General features: G+C 72.7%; 9 protein-coding genes. 2 read left to right on the top strand and 7 right to left on the bottom strand.

Going from position 1 to position 17182, the window contains the following annotated elements; translation table 11 throughout:
- Window positions 1-126 precede the first annotated feature (126 nt).
- Complete coding sequence (locus tag LWJ43_RS12590; RefSeq protein ID WP_277332375.1) at window positions 127-429, top strand: chorismate mutase; 303 nt, start codon at window positions 127-129, stop codon at window positions 427-429.
- Window positions 430-770: 341 nt separating this feature from the next.
- Here LWJ43_RS12590 and LWJ43_RS12595 read toward each other — a convergent pair whose 3' ends face one another.
- A complete protein-coding gene (locus LWJ43_RS12595; RefSeq protein WP_277332376.1) occupies window positions 771-2519 on the bottom strand; it encodes a COG1361 family protein in 1749 nt (582 codons plus the stop codon).
- Window positions 2520-2813: 294 nt separating this feature from the next.
- Between LWJ43_RS12595 and LWJ43_RS12600 the strand changes: the two genes are divergently transcribed.
- Window positions 2814-3839, top strand: coding sequence for an LAETG motif-containing sortase-dependent surface protein (locus LWJ43_RS12600; protein WP_277332377.1), 1026 nt, complete (start codon window positions 2814-2816; stop codon window positions 3837-3839).
- Between the two features lie 69 nt (window positions 3840-3908).
- On the opposite strand, the gene LWJ43_RS12605 is transcribed toward LWJ43_RS12600, so the two are convergent.
- The 6 genes from LWJ43_RS12605 to LWJ43_RS12630 all read right to left on the bottom strand — a co-directional run bounded on the left by LWJ43_RS12605 (window position 3909) and on the right by LWJ43_RS12630 (window position 17031).
- Window positions 3909-5747, bottom strand: a complete 1839-nt coding sequence (locus tag LWJ43_RS12605; protein ID WP_277332378.1) for a GMC oxidoreductase — start codon at window positions 5745-5747, stop codon at window positions 3909-3911.
- Window positions 5748-5796: 49 nt separating this feature from the next.
- Window positions 5797-7434 carry a succinic semialdehyde dehydrogenase gene (locus LWJ43_RS12610; protein ID WP_277332379.1) on the bottom strand — a complete coding sequence of 546 codons (1638 nt, stop codon included), beginning with the start codon at window positions 7432-7434 and terminating at the stop codon, window positions 5797-5799.
- 206 nt (window positions 7435-7640) lie between these two features.
- Complete coding sequence (locus LWJ43_RS12615) at window positions 7641-9323, bottom strand: serine/threonine-protein kinase (protein ID WP_277332380.1); 1683 nt, start codon at window positions 9321-9323, stop codon at window positions 7641-7643.
- A 117-nt stretch (window positions 9324-9440) separates the two neighbouring features.
- Window positions 9441-12272 (bottom strand): protein kinase, encoded by a 2832-nt coding sequence (locus tag LWJ43_RS12620; RefSeq protein ID WP_277332381.1) that lies wholly within the window; start codon window positions 12270-12272, stop codon window positions 9441-9443.
- 189 nt (window positions 12273-12461) lie between these two features.
- Window positions 12462-14507: a serine/threonine-protein kinase gene (locus LWJ43_RS12625; protein WP_277332382.1), complete on the bottom strand. Its 2046-nt coding sequence runs from the start codon at window positions 14505-14507 to the stop codon at window positions 12462-12464.
- Window positions 14508-15324: 817 nt separating this feature from the next.
- Window positions 15325-17031: a glycerol-3-phosphate dehydrogenase/oxidase gene (locus tag LWJ43_RS12630; protein WP_277332383.1), complete on the bottom strand. Its 1707-nt coding sequence runs from the start codon at window positions 17029-17031 to the stop codon at window positions 15325-15327.
- Between the last annotated feature and the right edge of the window lie 151 nt (window positions 17032-17182).

Consider the following 17182-nt stretch of genomic DNA (forward strand, 5'->3'; position numbering starts at 1 on the left):
GCCATGGTCGTGCTGCTTGAGCAACTGACAAGCAACTTCTCCAAGGCGCCCCGGGCCGACAGGCCCGGGGCGTTCTGGCGTTCCGGGCCTGTCGCTCCGGGGGCCTCAGCCCACCGGGAGTCACAGATGACCAGCACCGCACCCACGAAGACGGCCGCCGAGCGGACCGGCGCGCACACCGACGAGGCGGCGTCCCTGATCGGGGGCGCCCGGGCCCGCATCGACGCGCTGGACGACCGGATCATCGGCCTCGTCCAGGAACGGATGGCCGTCTCGGCGGTGATCCAGGAGGCCAGGATCACGTCCGGCGGCCGGCGGGTGAACCTCTCCCGGGAGATGGAGGTCCTCAGCCACTACAGCGACGCCCTCGGCAAGCCGGGAACGGCCCTCGCCATGACGCTGCTGGAACTGTGCCGCGGCCGGGTGTGACATACGGGAAGCGGCCGGGTGCGAGGCACGGGAGCAGCCGGGTGCGACGCGCGCGAAGGCTGAACGGCCGCACCCGCGTTCGGGCCCCGACTCACCCGTACGGCGCGTGACCGGGTCCGGGACCGCTTCGTTGGTCCGGGTGTCCGTGCCGGCCAGGGGCGGCATCGGCAGGAATCCACGCGTGGCTCCGCCGGGACGTGCGACGTACCCAGGTGCGTCGTGGGACCACGGCCCGGCGTGTGTGACCGGTCGGCAGGGGACAGCGGTCCGGTCACCCCTGCGGCCGGCCCCGGGAACGCCCGGGACCGGCCGCCTCCGGTCCGTGTCGTGGACGACGGACCTCAGACCCGCTGTGCGCGGCGCCGGGTCGTGGCGTACAGCACACCACCGGCGGCCAGGGCGACCGCCCCGGCGGCGGAGGCCGTCAGCGCGACCGATCCGGTGGAGGCGAGGCCACCGCCCGTGTCCGTCGACGCGGAGCCCGACGCTCCCGTGTTCCCGCTCGTACCCGACGCGGACGGCGTACCCGGAGTGCCGGACGTCTGCGTGCCCTGACCTCCCGTGTCACCGCCGGCGCCCCCCTCGGTCGAGCCCGTCCCTGTGGTGCCCTCCGACGTGCCGCCCGTGTTCGCGGAGCCGGAGTCGCCGCCGTTGAGCACCAGCTGTGCGGTGTTGTCGGCCGGCTTCGGGTCGAAGGGCAGGCCGGGGTCGCTCAGCCAGGGGTCGCGGATCCGGACGGCGCCCTCGGCGCCGGGGACCACAGCGGTGATCTTCAGTTCGAACGGGTACGAGACCTCGGCCCCGTCGCGCACGGTCATCGAGGTGTCGCAGACGTAGCGGGGCGCGCCGGTCCGGTCCTCCCGGTACTTCCCCTCCGCCGTCACGCCCTGGCAGGAGTCCGGCTTCCCGGTGACCACGGCGCCCTCGGGGACGGTGAAGTCGAAGGCGGCGACGGGCTCGCCGGACCGGAGGTTGCCGATCCAGGCCGGTCCGTCGTTACGGAACCCGATGTCGACCGTGACGGTCTCACCCGCGGCGCCGACCGTCTCGCTGCCGACCGCCACGAAGTTCGCGGTGTTCTCGGTACGGAAGTCTGCCTCCTGCTGGTTGTCCCGGGGATCGAGGTCCGCGCTCCGGGCGGAGGCCGTGACCTTCCTCAGGGCCAGTTCGGGGCCGGTGCCCCTGGTGAAGGGCGCGCCCGCGCGCTGCGCGGAGCGCTGCGCGGCGCCGTCCTCGTCGATGCGGTAGACGAAGGTGTCGTGGTACGCGCGGTCGGTGGCCTCGACGGACAGCGGCGCCGCCAGTGTGTAGGTGGCGCCCGGTTCGTAGGAGCCCGGGACCGAGCACAGCGCGGTGGCCCAGACGAAGCCCTCGAACGGCTCCTCCCCGGCCTCGCCGCTGTACTCGCAGTTGGCGTAGCGCTCGGGGATGTCCAGTCCACGCGAGTACATGAGGGTCAGCAGGACGCCGTCGGCGGCGGTGGTGCCCTTGTTGGTGAAGGTGATCGGTGCGGGCTGGAGGTCGCCGGGCCGGAGCCGCTGCTCGAAGGGGAGCTGCTTCATGACCAGGTCGGGGCCGCCGATGGTGACCTTCGCCGCGAAGGGTGTGAAGGCGACCCCGTCCGCCGATCCGGTCACCTCGATGGTGCCGGAGGCGCCGTCCTTGCTGCCCTTGGCGGCCGCGAGGTCGAAGTCGGCGACGGAGCTGAGGCCCGCGTGTACGCCGTGGTCGTGGCAGACGGCCGTGTCCCCGGTGATCTCGCAGTCCGCTCCGGTGTCCTGCGCGGGAGAGAGTTCGGCGATGCCGGCGATGCCGCCGAGGTCGAGGGTGTAGGTCACCTCGCCCTCGTATCCCGTGCTCTCCGGGTCCGGGTCCGGGTTGTGGACGGTGAGCCCGAGCGAGGACTTCTGGGGGGTTCCGGTCTCCGGGTAGGGGTGCAGGGCCGTCTCGGCGGGGCCACCGAGCGTGAAGGCGGGGCCGTCCGCCTGCGCCGGGGCGCCGCCGGCGAGTGAGCCGGCGGCGAGCAGCCCTGCGACGGCGAGGCCTCCTGCCGTACGGCGCAGCGCTGTTCTCGGGGAAAGGCGTGTCATCGCGAACCTCTGGGGATCGGCATAGCTGTGTGACTGCTGTGACTCGGTAAGGGTTCGACCGCTCCGCGGCGCCGGGAGTTGCGCCGGACAGGATCACGAAATGAGCACGGCGCGACAGCGTGTGGCGAGCGCCACATAAAGATTATGTGAAAGCGAGTACAACCGTTTCCGCACTTCACAGGTCATGCATGGCGAACACACCGGCTCGTTCCGTGCCCCACGACGGCAGGCCCGTTCACTCTTTTCGCGCCGTACCGCAACTCGCGCGGTACCACGGACTCGCTGAGGCCCCAGATGAAGCTTCGCCGCACCCTGGCACTCGCTGCCGCCACCGCCGTCATAGGCCCGGTCGTCCTGCTCTCGGCACCGGCCGCGTTCGCGGAGACCGAGACCACGACGACCGAGACGACCTCGCCGGCTCCCACGGAGACCCCGAGCGAGACACCGTCCGCCACGGAGACCCCGGACAGCACCGAGTCCGCGTCGCAGACCGCCACGACCACTCCGTCGGAGACGGAGTCGTCCGAGGGTGTCGCGCCCGGGACCACCTCTCCGACCCCGACGGCCACCGAGTCGGAGACGGCGTCCGCGAAGCCGACGCCCACCGCCTCGGAGACCGAGGACGAGGGCGAGGGCGACGACGAGCCGCTCGGCGAGTGCGAGCCGCGCCCGCTGGAGCTGTCCATCAACGGCCTCTCCGGCAAGATCGCCCGGGGCAGTGGCTGGGACCGGTTCACCTTCAACATCTACAACGACTCGAAGAAGACCGTGAAGAACGTGGCCTTCTTCGCGGGCGCCGCCGCCGACAAGGCAGGCGAGAAGCTCTTCACCACCAAGCAGGTCCGGCTGCAGGCGCTCAACGAGGCGGACGGCACCTGGGAGGACATCGAGGACCTGGGCAGCTCGTCCGGTTACGTCGGCGAGACCGACTCGATCAAGCCCGGTTACGAGGTCGACATCGACCTGCGCCTCAAGGTGGAGGCGAGTGCCCCCGTGGGTGCCGGCTTCAGCCTCGGCGGCGGGCTCGTCTTCGGTGACGAACTCGAGGCCGTGCCGTGCTTCCAGGACGTCGCCTACAAGTTCCAGATCGTCGACACCGGGAACGGCGGCGGCGGCACGGAGCCCCAGGAGGGCGGCAAGATCCCCGTCCCCGACACGAAGCCCGTCGGCGACACCGCCAAGGTCACCGGCAACCTCGCGGAGACCGGTTCGTCCTCCACCACTCCGGTGATCGCCCTCGCGGGTGGCGCGGCCGTGGTGCTCGGTGCCGGCGCGATGTTCGTCGTGCGGCGCCGCAAGAGCGGTGACGCCGCCGCGTAGGCGCGTCACCGACAGGTACGTGAAGGGGCTGCACTCGGAGGGGGGTGCAGCCCCTTCGCGTTCCCGCGTTCACGCCTCCTCCGCGGCCGCCTTCGGCGGTACCACCGGGATCCCCAGGAACGGCAGCCTCAGCGCGCCGAAGGCCTCCTTCGGCACGGCGGGCGCCTGCGGCTCGACCGCGGCGAGCCGTTCGTAGGCCGCGTCCTGGGCGGGGCGCGGGTCGGCCTCGCCCTTGTTGGGCCAGAAGGACATCGCACGCTCCGCCTGCGCGGTGATGGTGAGCGACGGGTTGACCCCGAGGTTGGCGGAGACCGCGGAACCGTCGACCACGGAGATGCCCGGGTGCCCGTACAGCCGGTGGTACGGGTCGATGACGCCTTCCTCCGGGCCGGCTCCGATCGGGCAGCCGCCGAGGAAGTGGGCGGTGAGCGGCGTGCCCATCAGCTCGCCGACGTTCGATCCGGCGAAGCCGTTGATCTCCTGGGCGAGCAGCGTCGCGCCCTGGGTGGCCTCGGCTATCTGCGTCGGGTTGGGCGAGCCGTGGCCCTGCCGTGCGGTGAGCAGGCCCTTGCCGAGGCCGCCGGGCTTGCGGTACGCGGTCAGCGAGTTGTCCAGGGACTGCATGACGAGGCCGATGATGGTCCGCTCCGACCAGCGCCGGTTGGACAGCGACCGCATCATCAGCCACGGGTGCCTGGCCACGTTGCCGAACCAGCCCAGCACCCGGTGGGTGCTGTAGGGCACCTGGAGGATGGTCAGCGCGCCCATCGCGTTGGAGCCCTTGCCGTAACGCACCGGCTCGATGTGGGTGTTCTCATCCGGGTGGATCGACGAGGTGATGGCGACACCCCGGGTGAAGTCCGCCTTACCGGTGCCGTGCTTCTTGCGGTAGCGGTGGTCGCTGGTCTGTGCCCCCACCAGACCCTCGGAGTTGGTCCGGGTCAGTTCGCCGAGCCGGGGCGACAGCCGGGGCAGCAGCCCTTCGTCCTTCATCGTGTGCAGCAGGGTCTGGGTGCCGTACGTGCCTGCGGCGACGACCACGTTCCGGGCCCGCAGTACGGTCGGCTCGGCCTTGCGCCGCCGGTTCGTGGGCACGGTCGACACGCGGTAGCCCCCGTCCGGGCCGTCCGTGACCGCGACGACGGACGTCATCGGGTGGATCACGGCACCGGCCTTCTCCGCGAGGTGGAGGTAGTTCTCGTTGAGGGTGTTCTTCGCGCCGTGGCGGCAGCCCGTCATGCACTCGCCGCACTGGGAGCAGGCCTTGCGGGCGGGGCCGGCGCCGCCGAAGTAGGGGTCGGCCGTCTCCGCCCCGGGCTTCGCGCGCGCGGTCCCGTCGGCGTCCTTCCCGTCGCCGAAGAAGACGCCGACCGGCGCCAGGTGGAAGGTGTCGCCGACGCCCATGGTCTCCGCGACGGCCTTGAGGTGGACGTCCGCCGGGGTCACGGTCGGATTGAGCCGCACTCCGAGCATCCGCTTCGCCTGGTCGTAGTACGGCGCCAGCTCGGCCTTCCAGTCGGTGATGCCGGCCCACTGGCGGTCCTCGAAGAAGGGCGCCGGCGGCACGTACAGGGTGTTGGCGTAGTTGAGGGAGCCGCCGCCGACGCCCGCGCCGGCCAGCACCATCACCTTTCCGAGCAGGTGCACCCGCTGGATGCCGAACAGCCCGAGCGCCGGGGCCCACAGGTAGTTCTTGATGTCCCAGGAGTTCTTGGGCAGGGTCGCGCGGGTGAAGCGGCGGCCGGCCTCCAGGACGCCGACCCGGTATCCCTTCTCACTCAGCCGCAGGGCCGAGACCGCGCCACCGAAGCCCGAGCCGACGACGAGGACGTCGTAGTCGTACGCGGCGTCGTCCGCGGCCGGAACGGCCCGGCCGGCCTGGTTCTGGGCATGGCTGTCCTGGGACATGGCTCTCCTCGGTGCGAAAAGGGCGGATGGGGGCGCTGGGGGGTGCGGCTCAGCGCAGCCGGAAGGCCTTCATCGCCTTGAGGCTGCGGGTCATGAAGGCGGCGTACTTCTCGTCGTCCATCCCGAAGGCCGGCGCGAGGGGCATCAGCCTCTGCTGCGCCACCGTCTGGGCCTCGGTGTACTTCAGGATGCCCTCGGAGCCGTGCCGGCGGCCGAGCCCGGAGTCCTTCATGCCGCCCATGGGCGACTGGACACTGCCGTACGCGGGTGCGTACCCCTCGTTGATGTTGACCGTGCCGGTCCGCAGCCGCGCGGCGACGCGGTGTCCTCGCCCGGCGTTCCTGGTCCAGACACTGGAGTTGAGACCGTACGGGGTGGCGTTGGCGAGGTCGACGGCCTCGTCGTCGTCACTGAAGCGGTAGATGGAGACGACGGGCCCGAAGGTCTCCTCGCCGCACACCGCCATGGGCGCCTCGACACCGTCGAGGATCGTCGGCTCGTAGAAGAGCGGGCCGATGTCGGGGCGGGCGACGCCGCCCGCGACGAGCGTGGCGCCCTTCTCCACGGCTTCCGCCACGTGCCGGCTGACGGTCTCCAGCTGCCGCTCGCCGACGAGGGATCCCATGTCGGCGCCGTACGCGAGGGAGCCGCCGAGCCGCATGGCCTTCGTGCGGGCGGCGAAGCGCTCCACGAAGGCGTCGGCCACCGACTCGTGGACGTACAGCCGCTCGATGGAGATGCAGAGCTGCCCCGCGGAGGAGAAGCAGGCGCGGACGGCGCCCGCTGCGGCCTTCTCCACGTCGGCGTCCTCCAGGACGAGCATGGCGTTCTTGCCGCCCAGTTCGAGGGACACCCCGACGAGCCGGGCGGCGGCACCCTGGGCGACCTCACGGCCGGTCCGCGTGGAGCCGGTGAAGGAGACGTAGTCGGCGCGGCTGACGACCTCGGGGCCGACGACGGGCCCCTCACCGATGACGACCTGGAACACCTCGGCGGGCAGCCCGGCCTCGATCAGCAGGTCACGTGCCCACAGGGCGGTCAGCGCGGTCTCCGTGTCGGGCTTCATCACGACGGCGTTGCCGGAGACGAAGGCGGGCAGCGCGTCGCCGACGGACAGTTCGAGCGGGTAGTTCCAGGGGGCGATCTGGCCGACGACCCCGCGGGGCTGGCGGAGTTCGGTGACCTTGGTGAGGGTCGGGACGACCCCGGTGTGCCGCCTGGGCTTGAGGTAGGACGCGGCCCGGCGCCCGTAGTGCCGGGCGGCCACGGCGACGGCCTGCACCTCCTCGTGGGCGTGCAGCCGCGCCTTGCCGGTCTCCAGCTGGATGAGGTCGAGGACCTCGGACTGGCGCTGCAGGACCAGGTCGTGGAAGCGGAGCAGCACGGCCGCCCTGGCCCGGACCGGCGTGGCGGCCCAAGCGGGCTGGGCCGCGCGGGCGCGGTCGAAGGCCGCCTGGACGTCCTCGGGCGTGGACTCGGGCAGGTCGGCCAGCTTCTCCCCGGTGAAGGGGCTGTGGTTGGCCGTGCGGCCGGTGCCCACGACGTCACGGGTCAGCTGGGCGATCACCTCGGGTGTCACCACGTCGGCGGCGGTGCGCGCGTTCGCCGGGGCGGCGGCCACGGGATTGGTGCCGACGCGGCTGCCGGAGGCGGCGGAGGTGGTCGTGGGTGCCTGCGAGTCCGTCATGAGGGCGAGAGTATGTCCACCCGCGCACTTTGGGTACCCGTGGGTAACAGGTTTTCACAGACCCCGCCGGACACTCCTGCGGCGTCCGCCCATTCAGCCAGTGATCACTGGCGGCATAACCGCTGATCAGGGGCGATCCACCGTCGTTCGCGGGATCAGGAGCCGGAGATCATGAATTCGGCCGGCGGTCGGTCCGCTCCCGGCCCTCAGGCGGTTTCCTCCGGCGGTTCCCAGCTCCGCAGCATGGTTTCGAAGATCTTCCGGTTCTCCGCCCGGTCCTCCTCGGGCCCGGTCAAGTAGAGCGCGTACTCCGGCCCGCCCGTCTCCGCGAAGTACATCTGGTCGATGCCGTGGCGCGGCCCCGCGTGGTCCTTGGACTCGACCCAGGTGAACTCCCAGCGGGAGCCAGGGCGGTCGCGGAAGACGTTCTCCTCCAGCGTCAGACGTTCGTACTCCGGCAGGCGCCTGGACAGGTCCTTCTCGATGCTCCGCATGTGCGCGTACGAGTTACCGAAGTCCGGATCGGGGTCGAGGCTGATGCGGACGCTGTGCGCGCCGTTGTCCGGGGTGTAGTCGATCTGGCCGGTGTCCGCCTTCCGCTCCCAGCCCTCGGGTACGGCGATGCTGAAGCCCTCGGGGGCAGTGACCCGCTTCCAGCCGTCGGGGATGTCCTTCGTCGCGGAGTCGTTCCCGTCCCCCGCCTGACCGTCGACGGCGGAGGCCGACGCGGAGGCGGGGGCGGAGGGGTCCGGGCCGGTGGCGCTCTGCTCCACCCCGCCCCCGGTCGTGCCTCCGCTCCGGTCCTGCGCCTTGATCGCGACGAGACCGGCCGCCCCGCCGATCACCGCGGCCGCGGCGACGACCACGAGGACGGTGCGCCACCGGCCCCGGCCGGGCCGCGTGGTGGACGCCGCGGTGTACGGGGGCACGGGCAGCGGGGTCTGCGGCTGGGGCTGAGGGAGCCGGGCCGTGGAGTCCTCCGGCGTGGGGAAGGCGCGCAGGTCGTCCTCGGAGAGCCGCTGTGTCGGCACGTGCGCCTGCGCGGCACGCGGCCTCCGCCCCTCCATCGCGTCCAGCAGCATGCGCTCCACCTCCTCGGCCGTCGGACGGTCCGAGGGTTCCTTGCGCAGCAGAGCGGTGATCACGGGCGCCAGCGCGCCGCCGCGCGCCGGCGGGGGCGGCTCCTCGGCGACGACGGCCTGCATGGTGGAGATGGGCGACGTACGGCGGAACGGCGAGTTGCCCTCGACGGCCGTGTAGAGCGTGGCACCCAGCGACCAGAGGTCGGACGCGGGGCCCGGATCGCCGCCGCGCACGCGCTCGGGTGCCAGGTAGTCGATGGAGCCGACCAGCTCGCCGGTCCGGGTGATGGTGGAGTCGCCCTCGATCGCGGCGATCCCGAAGTCGGTCAGCAGGACCTGCCCGTCCCGGGCGAGCAGGACGTTGGCCGGTTTCACGTCCCGGTGCAGGACTCCCGCGCCGTGGGCGGCCCGCAGCGCGCTCAGCACGTGCAGCCCGATCCTGGCCGCCTCGCGGGGCTCGACCTCGCCGGACTCCTTGGCCGCGTCGGCGAGCGAGGGCCCGTCGACGTACTGCATGACGATCCAGGGGCGGTTGTCGTACTCGATGACGTCATGGACGGTGACGACGCCCGGGTGCGTGATCCTGGCCGCCGCGCGCGCCTCCTTCTGCGTCCGGGCGTGCAGCACGGCCCGGTCCGCCTCGGTGGCGTACAGACCCGCGGTCAACTCCTTGACGGCCACGGTCCGGTGGAGCACCTCATCGTGGGCGCGCCACACCTTGCCCATGCCGCCCCGGCCCAGGACGTCACCCAGCCGGTACCGTCCGGCCAGTACGACCCCTGCGCCCGTGCCCTGTGCGTGTTCCACGTGTGTCCCCGCCCCGTTCCTTGGGACGCCAGGTTACGGACGGGAGGCGGTGCCACGGAACCTCGCACCGCCCACGAGACCGCACTGTGATGCTTGTCGCTTTACGCTGTCGTCCCGTCAGGAGCCCGCGCGGTAGCTGGAGATGGCCTGGCCGTAGATGTCGGAGACCTTGTCCCGCTCCTCCTCCGGGCCGATGACCTGCACGATGTGGTACCTGCCGTCGACGATCACGACCAGGTTACGGACGTACACCTGACGGCCGTCGCTCTCCTGCCAGGTGAACTGCCCCTCCGCCATGACCTGTCGTCCGACGTCGACGCGGCGCAGACCGGTGGACGTGGCCCAGCTGGAGTCGCGGAAGGGCTTCAGCTCGGGCTCCGCGGTCCGCTGGTAGTCCAGCGGGTCGCTCCCGTTGGCCTTGACGGTGTCCCTGCCGGGCACGACCAGGACACTGAACCCGTCACTGCCGTAACGGACCTGACGGTCCGCGTTGGCCGGGCTGCGCTGCCAGTCCTCCGGCACGCCGATCTCGAATCCCTCGGGGTCCTTGCGCAGCTCGTAACCGGACGCCAGGGCGACGGCGGAGCGGCTGGTCTGCGGCTTCTCCGAGCCCGGGGAACCCGACGGACCGGAGGATCCTGAGGACGAGGACGCCCCGGTGGACGGGCTGCCGCCGGGGTCCGCCGGTGCAATGGAGTCCGAGGGCGCCGCCCCCGTGCCCTCGCCCTCCTTGGGCATGAACAGCATGGCGTAGGCGATGGCTGCGGCCATCGCCAGCAGGACCAGGACCAGCAGCAGCCGTCCGAGCCGTCGCGGCGCCCTGCCGCCGGGCTGCGGCTGGCGCAGCACCTTGGGCCCCTTGGGCTCCCGCGGCGGGCGTGCCGGCTTCTCGTAGGTCTGCGGTTCCTCGTAGGTGTGCGGCTGCTCGTAAGCCTGCTGCGTGTCGCGGCGCCGTGCCTTCCCCTGGCGGTGCCGGCCGTGGGCAGCGCCACCGCGTCCTCTGCGACGGCGCACCAGCTCGCCCCGGCGGCGTACGACCGGCAGACGGGTGGCGTCGGCGGGCGGCATCGTGACGATGTCGGCGCCGGCCTCGGGTTCGGGGGCCGAGCGCACGAGGGAGCGCAACCAGCCGCTCAGCTCCTCGAAGTCGGGCCGTTCCGTGGGGTCCTGACGCAGCAGCGACTCGACGACGGGGCGCAACGGGCCGCACTCCTCGGCGAAGGCGGGCGGTTCGCCGCAGACCATCTGGACGAGCTCGGCGGCGTTCTCCTCCGGATACGGTGCGTGGCCCTGCACGGCGCGGTAGAGCAGCGCGCCGAGCGCCCAGAGGTCGGTGGAGGGGCCGATGGGCGGAGCGAGCTGCCAGTTGTCGTGGACGGGCCCCGCCTGTTCGGGCGCCCAGCGCTCGGTGACGGCTCCGACGACGGCGATACGGGCCTGCCGGGCGCGTTCGGCGGCCAGGGGCGTGGCCGGGCCCCGGTAGGCGGGGGTGGCACCGCTCGCGGCGACGACCTCGTCCCAGCCCCCGGCGGACGCGCGGGCCGCCACCGGCTCCGGCAGCCTGTCCGGTCGCCCGGCGGGTCCACCGCCGAGGCGCCGGGCGTCGGCGCGCAGCGCGTCCTCACCGGAGCCGCCCCGTCCTCCGGAACCGCCGGCGGGCACGGGACGGCCGGAGCCGGGGCCGTCGCCCCAGGTGCCGGCGAGGTGGACGCGCTGGCCGGGGGGCACGGGGCCGCCGGGGCCCTGGCCGTCGCCCTCGTCGCCGTCGCCGTCCTCGTCGTCGTCCTCGTCGTCGTACGGATACGGGCCCTCGGCCGGCCTGCCCCAGGTGCTGGGCAGCTGCGGGCGCCCGGGGGCCGGAGGAGCGGCGGGCTCCTCCCGTGCGTCCGTCCCGGGGCCGCCTTCGCGGTTATGGTCCGCGCGATCCCGGTCCTCACCGGCGCGGGCAGCGGCGCGGGCTCCCGCCCGGTACGCCGCGATGGCTCCGGCACGGGCGGCACGCAACTGCGCGGCACTCCCCGGCGCGGGCGGGGCCGCGGGAGGTGCCACCTCGATCTCGGCGCGGGACCCGGAGACCGGCACCCCGTCGGTGGACGCCCGGGGCGCGGGCAGCGCCTCCGGAGCGGGCTCGGCCGCGGAGGGCCGGTGCGGTCCGGGTCCCACGGCCGGGGGTTGGTAGGCGGCGGCGGGTTCCGATCCGTCGGCGGGGCCGTAGGGGCCGGCCTCGTCGACGGGTGCCCCGTACGGGCCCGGCTCCACGGCGGGCGGTTCGTAGGGGCCTGCCTCGACGGCCGGTGGCTCGTAGGGGCCGGTGGGTCCTGACTCGACCGCCGGGGGCCCGTAGGCGTTCTCCTCGTCCGGTTGCGGCACCGGGACGTATCCGCAGAGCGCCTCCTCCGCCGCACCGGCCGCCAGCCCGGTCAGCACGACGCGCCCGTCGTCGCAGACCAGCACCGTACGGACCGTGATGTTGCGGTGCGTCCAGCCGTGCGCGTGCAGCACCCGCAGTGCCGTGAGCACGTCGGAACCGATCTCGGCCGCCCGGTAGGGGTTGAGGGGCCGCTCCGCGAGGAGCGCGGCGAGTGGCCTCGCCGGGACGAGTTCGCTCACTATCCAGAGCGACCCCGCCTCGGCGAAGACGTCGAAGACCTGGTCCAGGCGTGGATGGTCGGGCACCTGGGCAGCCGCCTGCGCGGCCTCGATCGCCCGCCGTACGGCGGGGTCCGTGGGGCGCCGCACCGTGCGCCCGGCGGCGCGTCTGGCCGAGGGCAGACCGTCGGCGTCGAGCACCTCCGCGTCCACGACCTCCGGCAACGGCACCTGCCGCACCAGGACTTCCTGCCCGCTGTACGTGTCGAACGCCCGGGTCTCCGCCAGCTCGTACGCATCGGACGGAGGCAGCGGAAGGCGGTAGCGGTCGGCAAGCACCCGACCCGCGTAGTCGTCCACGACGCCTCCCCAGAGCGCGCTGTCCCCCGGTCACCGAGACCGCGTGAATCCGTCAGTTGCGGTCACTTGCCGTGCAATTGACCCGTCATTCCGGCTGCGTACGGTCCTCGGCCTCTCACCATACGTGGCAAGTCGCGGCCGCGCGGCCGGGTCAGGGCAACCCGGCCGCCCGGCCTGCCTCGGGACGGGTCAGTCCTTCGGCTCGAACGTGGCGAAGGCCGTCTCGCGCAGCGTCCGGCACTCCTCCCCGTCCCATGCGTCGGCCTCGCAGCTGATCATGATCGAGTAACCGTGGGTGGCGTCGGCCTTGAAGCCCCGGTTGAGGACCCGGATCGTCTTGCCCTGCTGCTTACGGGTGAACTCCCAGTCGGCGACGGTCGGGTAGCCGTTGTACTCGACCTTCTTTATCCCGATGTGCTTGTAGCCGTTGCTGCTCGCGGCCACCGCCCCCATCAGGCTGCGCCACGCGGCGGCCGCGTCGTTCCCGGGCGAGCTGTTGTAGTCGACCTGGACGCGTGGGAAGCCGCCGTTCTCGTTGTAGATGCCGCCCGAGTTGCTTCCCGCTATGGCGTTGCGCTTGAAGCTCTCGGGCATCGCCATCGTGAAGTGGAACCGCTCGTCGGCGACCTTCTTGTACCCGGCGGGCAGCGCGTCCGGGCCGGGACTCGCCTCGCCGGTCCCCTTCGAGGGCGAGGGGTCGGTGGAGGCCTGTCCCTCGTCCTGCCCCTGGCTCTCCTTGCCGCCGTCCTGCGCGCCGGTGACCTCGTCCTTGCCCGAGCCGCCTCCGGTGGAGGCTTCGGCGTCGCCGCCCGCCGTCGCACCGGACGAGGCGGCGGTTTCGCCACCCTTGGACCCGCCCTGGTCGCCCGCGTCACTGTCGCCGAGGGTGAGCGCAAGGACCGTGCCGAGGACGGCGAGCACGACGACACCGGCGATGACCGCCAGGGTGCGGCGCGGCACGACGTCGGTGATCGACGCGCGCGGGACGGCCGGCCTGCCCGCAGGACCGGCGGTCCCGGACACCGACGCCGTGGCGGAGGTGGTGCGCGACGGAACGGCGCCCGCAGCCGGGGACTTCGCGTTCCGGACGGACTTCAGTGCGCCGCGCAGCCGGTCCCGGGTGCTCTCGCCGATCCCGGCGGAGGGGGTCACGGACGTGGCGGCGGCTCCGGAGGCCGGGCCCTCGGGGGCCGGGGTGACGGCCGCCGGTCTCCCGGAGCTCGCGGCGGCAGCGGATCCGACGCCCACGGCAGGGGCTGCCGCGGCGGCCTTCCTGCCCTTGGTGTCCTTCCTGCCGTTCCCGCCCTTGCCGCTCCCGGAGTCACCGATCGAGGGCAGCGCCATGACCTGGGTGCGGTCGGCCGGCGGTGCGACGGGCTTCTCCGGGGAGTTGATCACCGCGTTGAGCAGGACGCGCGCCCCCGCGTCGTCCAGTCGCTCGTCGGGGTCCTTGGCCAGCAGGCCGTAGATGACCTCCTCCAGCCCTCCCGCGTTGGCCGGCGGTTCGACGGGCTCCGTCATCACCGCCGTGAGCGTGGCGATGGCCGAGCCCTTGTCGTACGGCGGGCGGCCCTCGACGCTCGCGTACAGCAGCCCGCCGAGCGACCACAGGTCGGCGGGCGGCCCCGGCTTGTGACCCCGGGCGCGCTCGGGCGAGATGTAGGAGGGGGCGCCGACGAGCATGCCCGTGGAGGTGACGGAGGGGTCGCCCTCGACCTGGGCGATGCCGAAGTCGGTGAGGACGACACGGCCGTCCTCGGAGATCAGCACGTTGGACGGCTTCACGTCCCGGTGCAGGATGCCCTCACGGTGCGCGGAGCGGAGCACGTCGAGGATGGCGAGGCCGACCTCCGCCGCGCGCCTCGGCGTCAGGGTGCCGTCCTCACGGATCACCTCGGCGAGGGACTTGCCCTCGATGAGCTCCATGACGATCCACGGCCGGTCGTCCTCGTCGACCACGTCGTAGACCGTCACCGCGCTGGTGTTGCGGATCCTCGCGATCGCCTTCGCCTCACGCAGCGTTCGCGTGATCAGACGCCGCTTCTCGTCCTCGTCGATGGACGACGGGAACCGGAGTTCCTTGACCGCGACCGTACGCCCCAACGTCTCGTCGGCAGCACGCCAGACCGTGCCCATGCCGCCCCGGCCGAGCACCTCCCCGAGGCGGTAACGCCCCGCGAGAAGGCGTCCGTCCTTGTCCCGTTGGGGCTCCCGCGACTGCTGCGCCTCCGACATGCGTCCCCTCTGCGATCAACCCGCCCTGGCAGAGCGTTCATTGTCCCTCACCCCGGGACCGGTCGTGGTGCCGGGTCCGGGGTCGGCCACGATGCGGCCGGAGGGAGGAACCCCCTGCCCTGCCGATGTTCAGGGCGCTGCTCACCGCCCCGCTGCTGCTGACTCTGCTCGCGGCGCTGTCCGCGAACCTGCCCAGCGAACCACACCTCTCGGCTGCATCGTCCTACCTCCCCCGGTTCGTCGTCGACGGCCGCACCCCCGCCGCGGCCGTTCCGGGGCACCGCGGTGCCCCCCTGAGGCCGGGAGGCGTACGACTCCGCGGGCCGCGGCATCGGGGCGGCCGACCGCCTCCGGGCAGGCGGCCTCACCACGACGTCCGTCATGGTGGTGGTCCTCCGACTCGGCCGGGAGGAAGGGCTGCGCCTGGGCAGGGACGTCCGTACGCCACCGAGATACGGCAGCACGCCCTACCCGGCGGCTCCCCTGCGGATTCACCGTCCGGGGGCACGACGGTCTTCCCTGCTGATTTGCCGTCCGGGGCACGACGGTCTCCCCTGCTGATTTGCCGTCCGGGGCACGACGGTCTCCCCTGCTGATTCACCGTCCGGGGCACGACGGTCTTCCCTGCGTGGTCACCGTCGGGGCACGACGGGTACATCACCGGCAGTGGCGTCCGGACCGCCGCGACCCGCGACGGCCGGCACGTCCACACCGTCCGGGGGAGCACCGAACGCACGGCCCGGCAAGGACCTGGAAGCGGGCCCGCCGGAGGCGGAGTTCGTCCCGCCGGCCCGCTCCGAGGACCGCTGGGGCCGTCTCAGCGCGGCACGATGTCCGGCGCCCCCAGCCGCGCCGCGTCGGCCGTCAGATCGTCCGGCTGCCGCTGGGACTCGCGTTCCGCCTCCACCCGCTTGCGGTAGTGCTCCACCTCCCGTTCGACCCGGTCGGTGTCCCAGCCGAGCACCGGCGCCATCAGGTCCGCGCACTCGCGGGCACAGCGGGTGCCCCGGTCGAAGGTCTCGATGGAGATCCGGGTGCGTCGGGTCAGGACGTCGTCGAGGTGGCGGGCGCCCTCGTGCGAGGCGGCGTAGACGACTTCGGCGCGCAGGTAGTCCTCGGCTCCCGCGATCGGCTCTCCCAGCGAGGAGTCGCCCTTCACGAGCTCCAGGAGTTCCTCGGTCATCGCCCCGTACCGGTTGAGCAGGTGCTCCACCCGCACGACGTGCAGCCCGGTGCGGGCGGCGATCCTGGCGCGGGCGTTCCACAGGGCGCGGTAGCCCTCGGCACCCAGCAGCGGGATGTCCTCGGTGACGCAGTCGGCGACCCGCTGGTCCAGCGCGTGCACGGCCTCGTCGACGGCGTCCTTCGCCATCACCCGGTACGTCGTGTACTTGCCGCCCGCCACGACGACGAGCCCCGGCGCCGGGTGGGCCACCGTGTGTTCACGCGAGAGCTTGCTGGTGGCGTCCGACTCACCCGCCAGCAGGGGCCGGAGTCCGGCGTAGACGCCCTCGACGTCGTCCCTGCCCAGTGGGGTGTTCAGCACCGAGTTCACGCGTTCCAGCAGATAGTCGATGTCGGCGCTGGAGGCTGCCGGATGGGCCTTGTCCAGGTCCCAGTCGGTGTCGGTCGTGCCGATGATCCAGTGCCGTCCCCACGGGATCACGAAGAGCACGGACTTCTCGGTCCGCAGGATGAGCCCGGTCGTGGAGTGGATGCGGTCCTTGGGGACGACGAGGTGGATGCCCTTCGACGCCCGGACGTGGAACTGTCCGCGCTCGCCGATGAGGGCCTGGGTGTCGTCGGTCCACACCCCGGTCGCGTTGACGACCTGTTTGGCCCGGACCTCGTACTCGGCGCCCCCCTCGACGTCCTGCACCCGCGCGCCGACGACCCGCTCGCCCTCCCGCAGGAAGCCGGTCACCCGCGCGCCGTTCGCCACGTGCGCGCCGTACCCCGCGGCGGTGCGCACCAGGGTCGCGACGAACCGCGCGTCGTCCATCTGGGCGTCGTAGTACTGCAGGGCTCCGACCAGGGCGTCCTTACGCAGGGCGGGAGCGACCCGCAGGGCGTGGCGGCGGGTGAGGTGCCGGTGCACGGGCAGTCCGCGGCCGTGCCCGGACGACACCGACATCGCGTCGTACAGCGCGACGCCCGAGCCTGCGTACAGCCGCTCCCAGCCCTTGTGCTGCAAGGGGTAGAGGAAGGGGACGGGCTTCACCAGGTGCGGCGCCAGCCGCTCCAGGAGCAGCCCGCGCTCCTTCAGCGCCTCCCGCACGAGTGCGAAGTCCAGCATCTCCAGATAGCGCAGTCCGCCGTGGATCAGCTTGCTCGACCTGCTGGACGTGCCGGACGCCCAGTCGCGCGCCTCGACCAGCCCGGTGGAAAGTCCTCTGGTGGCCGCGTCCAGCACGGTCCCGGCGCCGACCACGCCCGCTCCCACGACCAGCACGTCCAGTTCGCGCTCGGCCATCGCGGTCAGCGCCTCGGCGCGCTCCGCAGGTCCCAGTATCGCTGTCCTCACTGCTGCCTCCCGGTAATCCCGGTGCATCGGGGGTGGTACGGCACGGGTTCGGGGACCGGCCGGGGGGCCGGGCGTCCGTGCCCACCTCTCGATTCTGTCCGCGGTCCACGACTTCAGCCACCGCCTGTGGACAACACCCGCCTCACAAGAG

The sequence above is a fragment of the Streptomyces sp. JH34 genome (genome assembly GCF_029428875.1).
GTDB lineage: Bacteria > Actinomycetota > Actinomycetes > Streptomycetales > Streptomycetaceae > Streptomyces.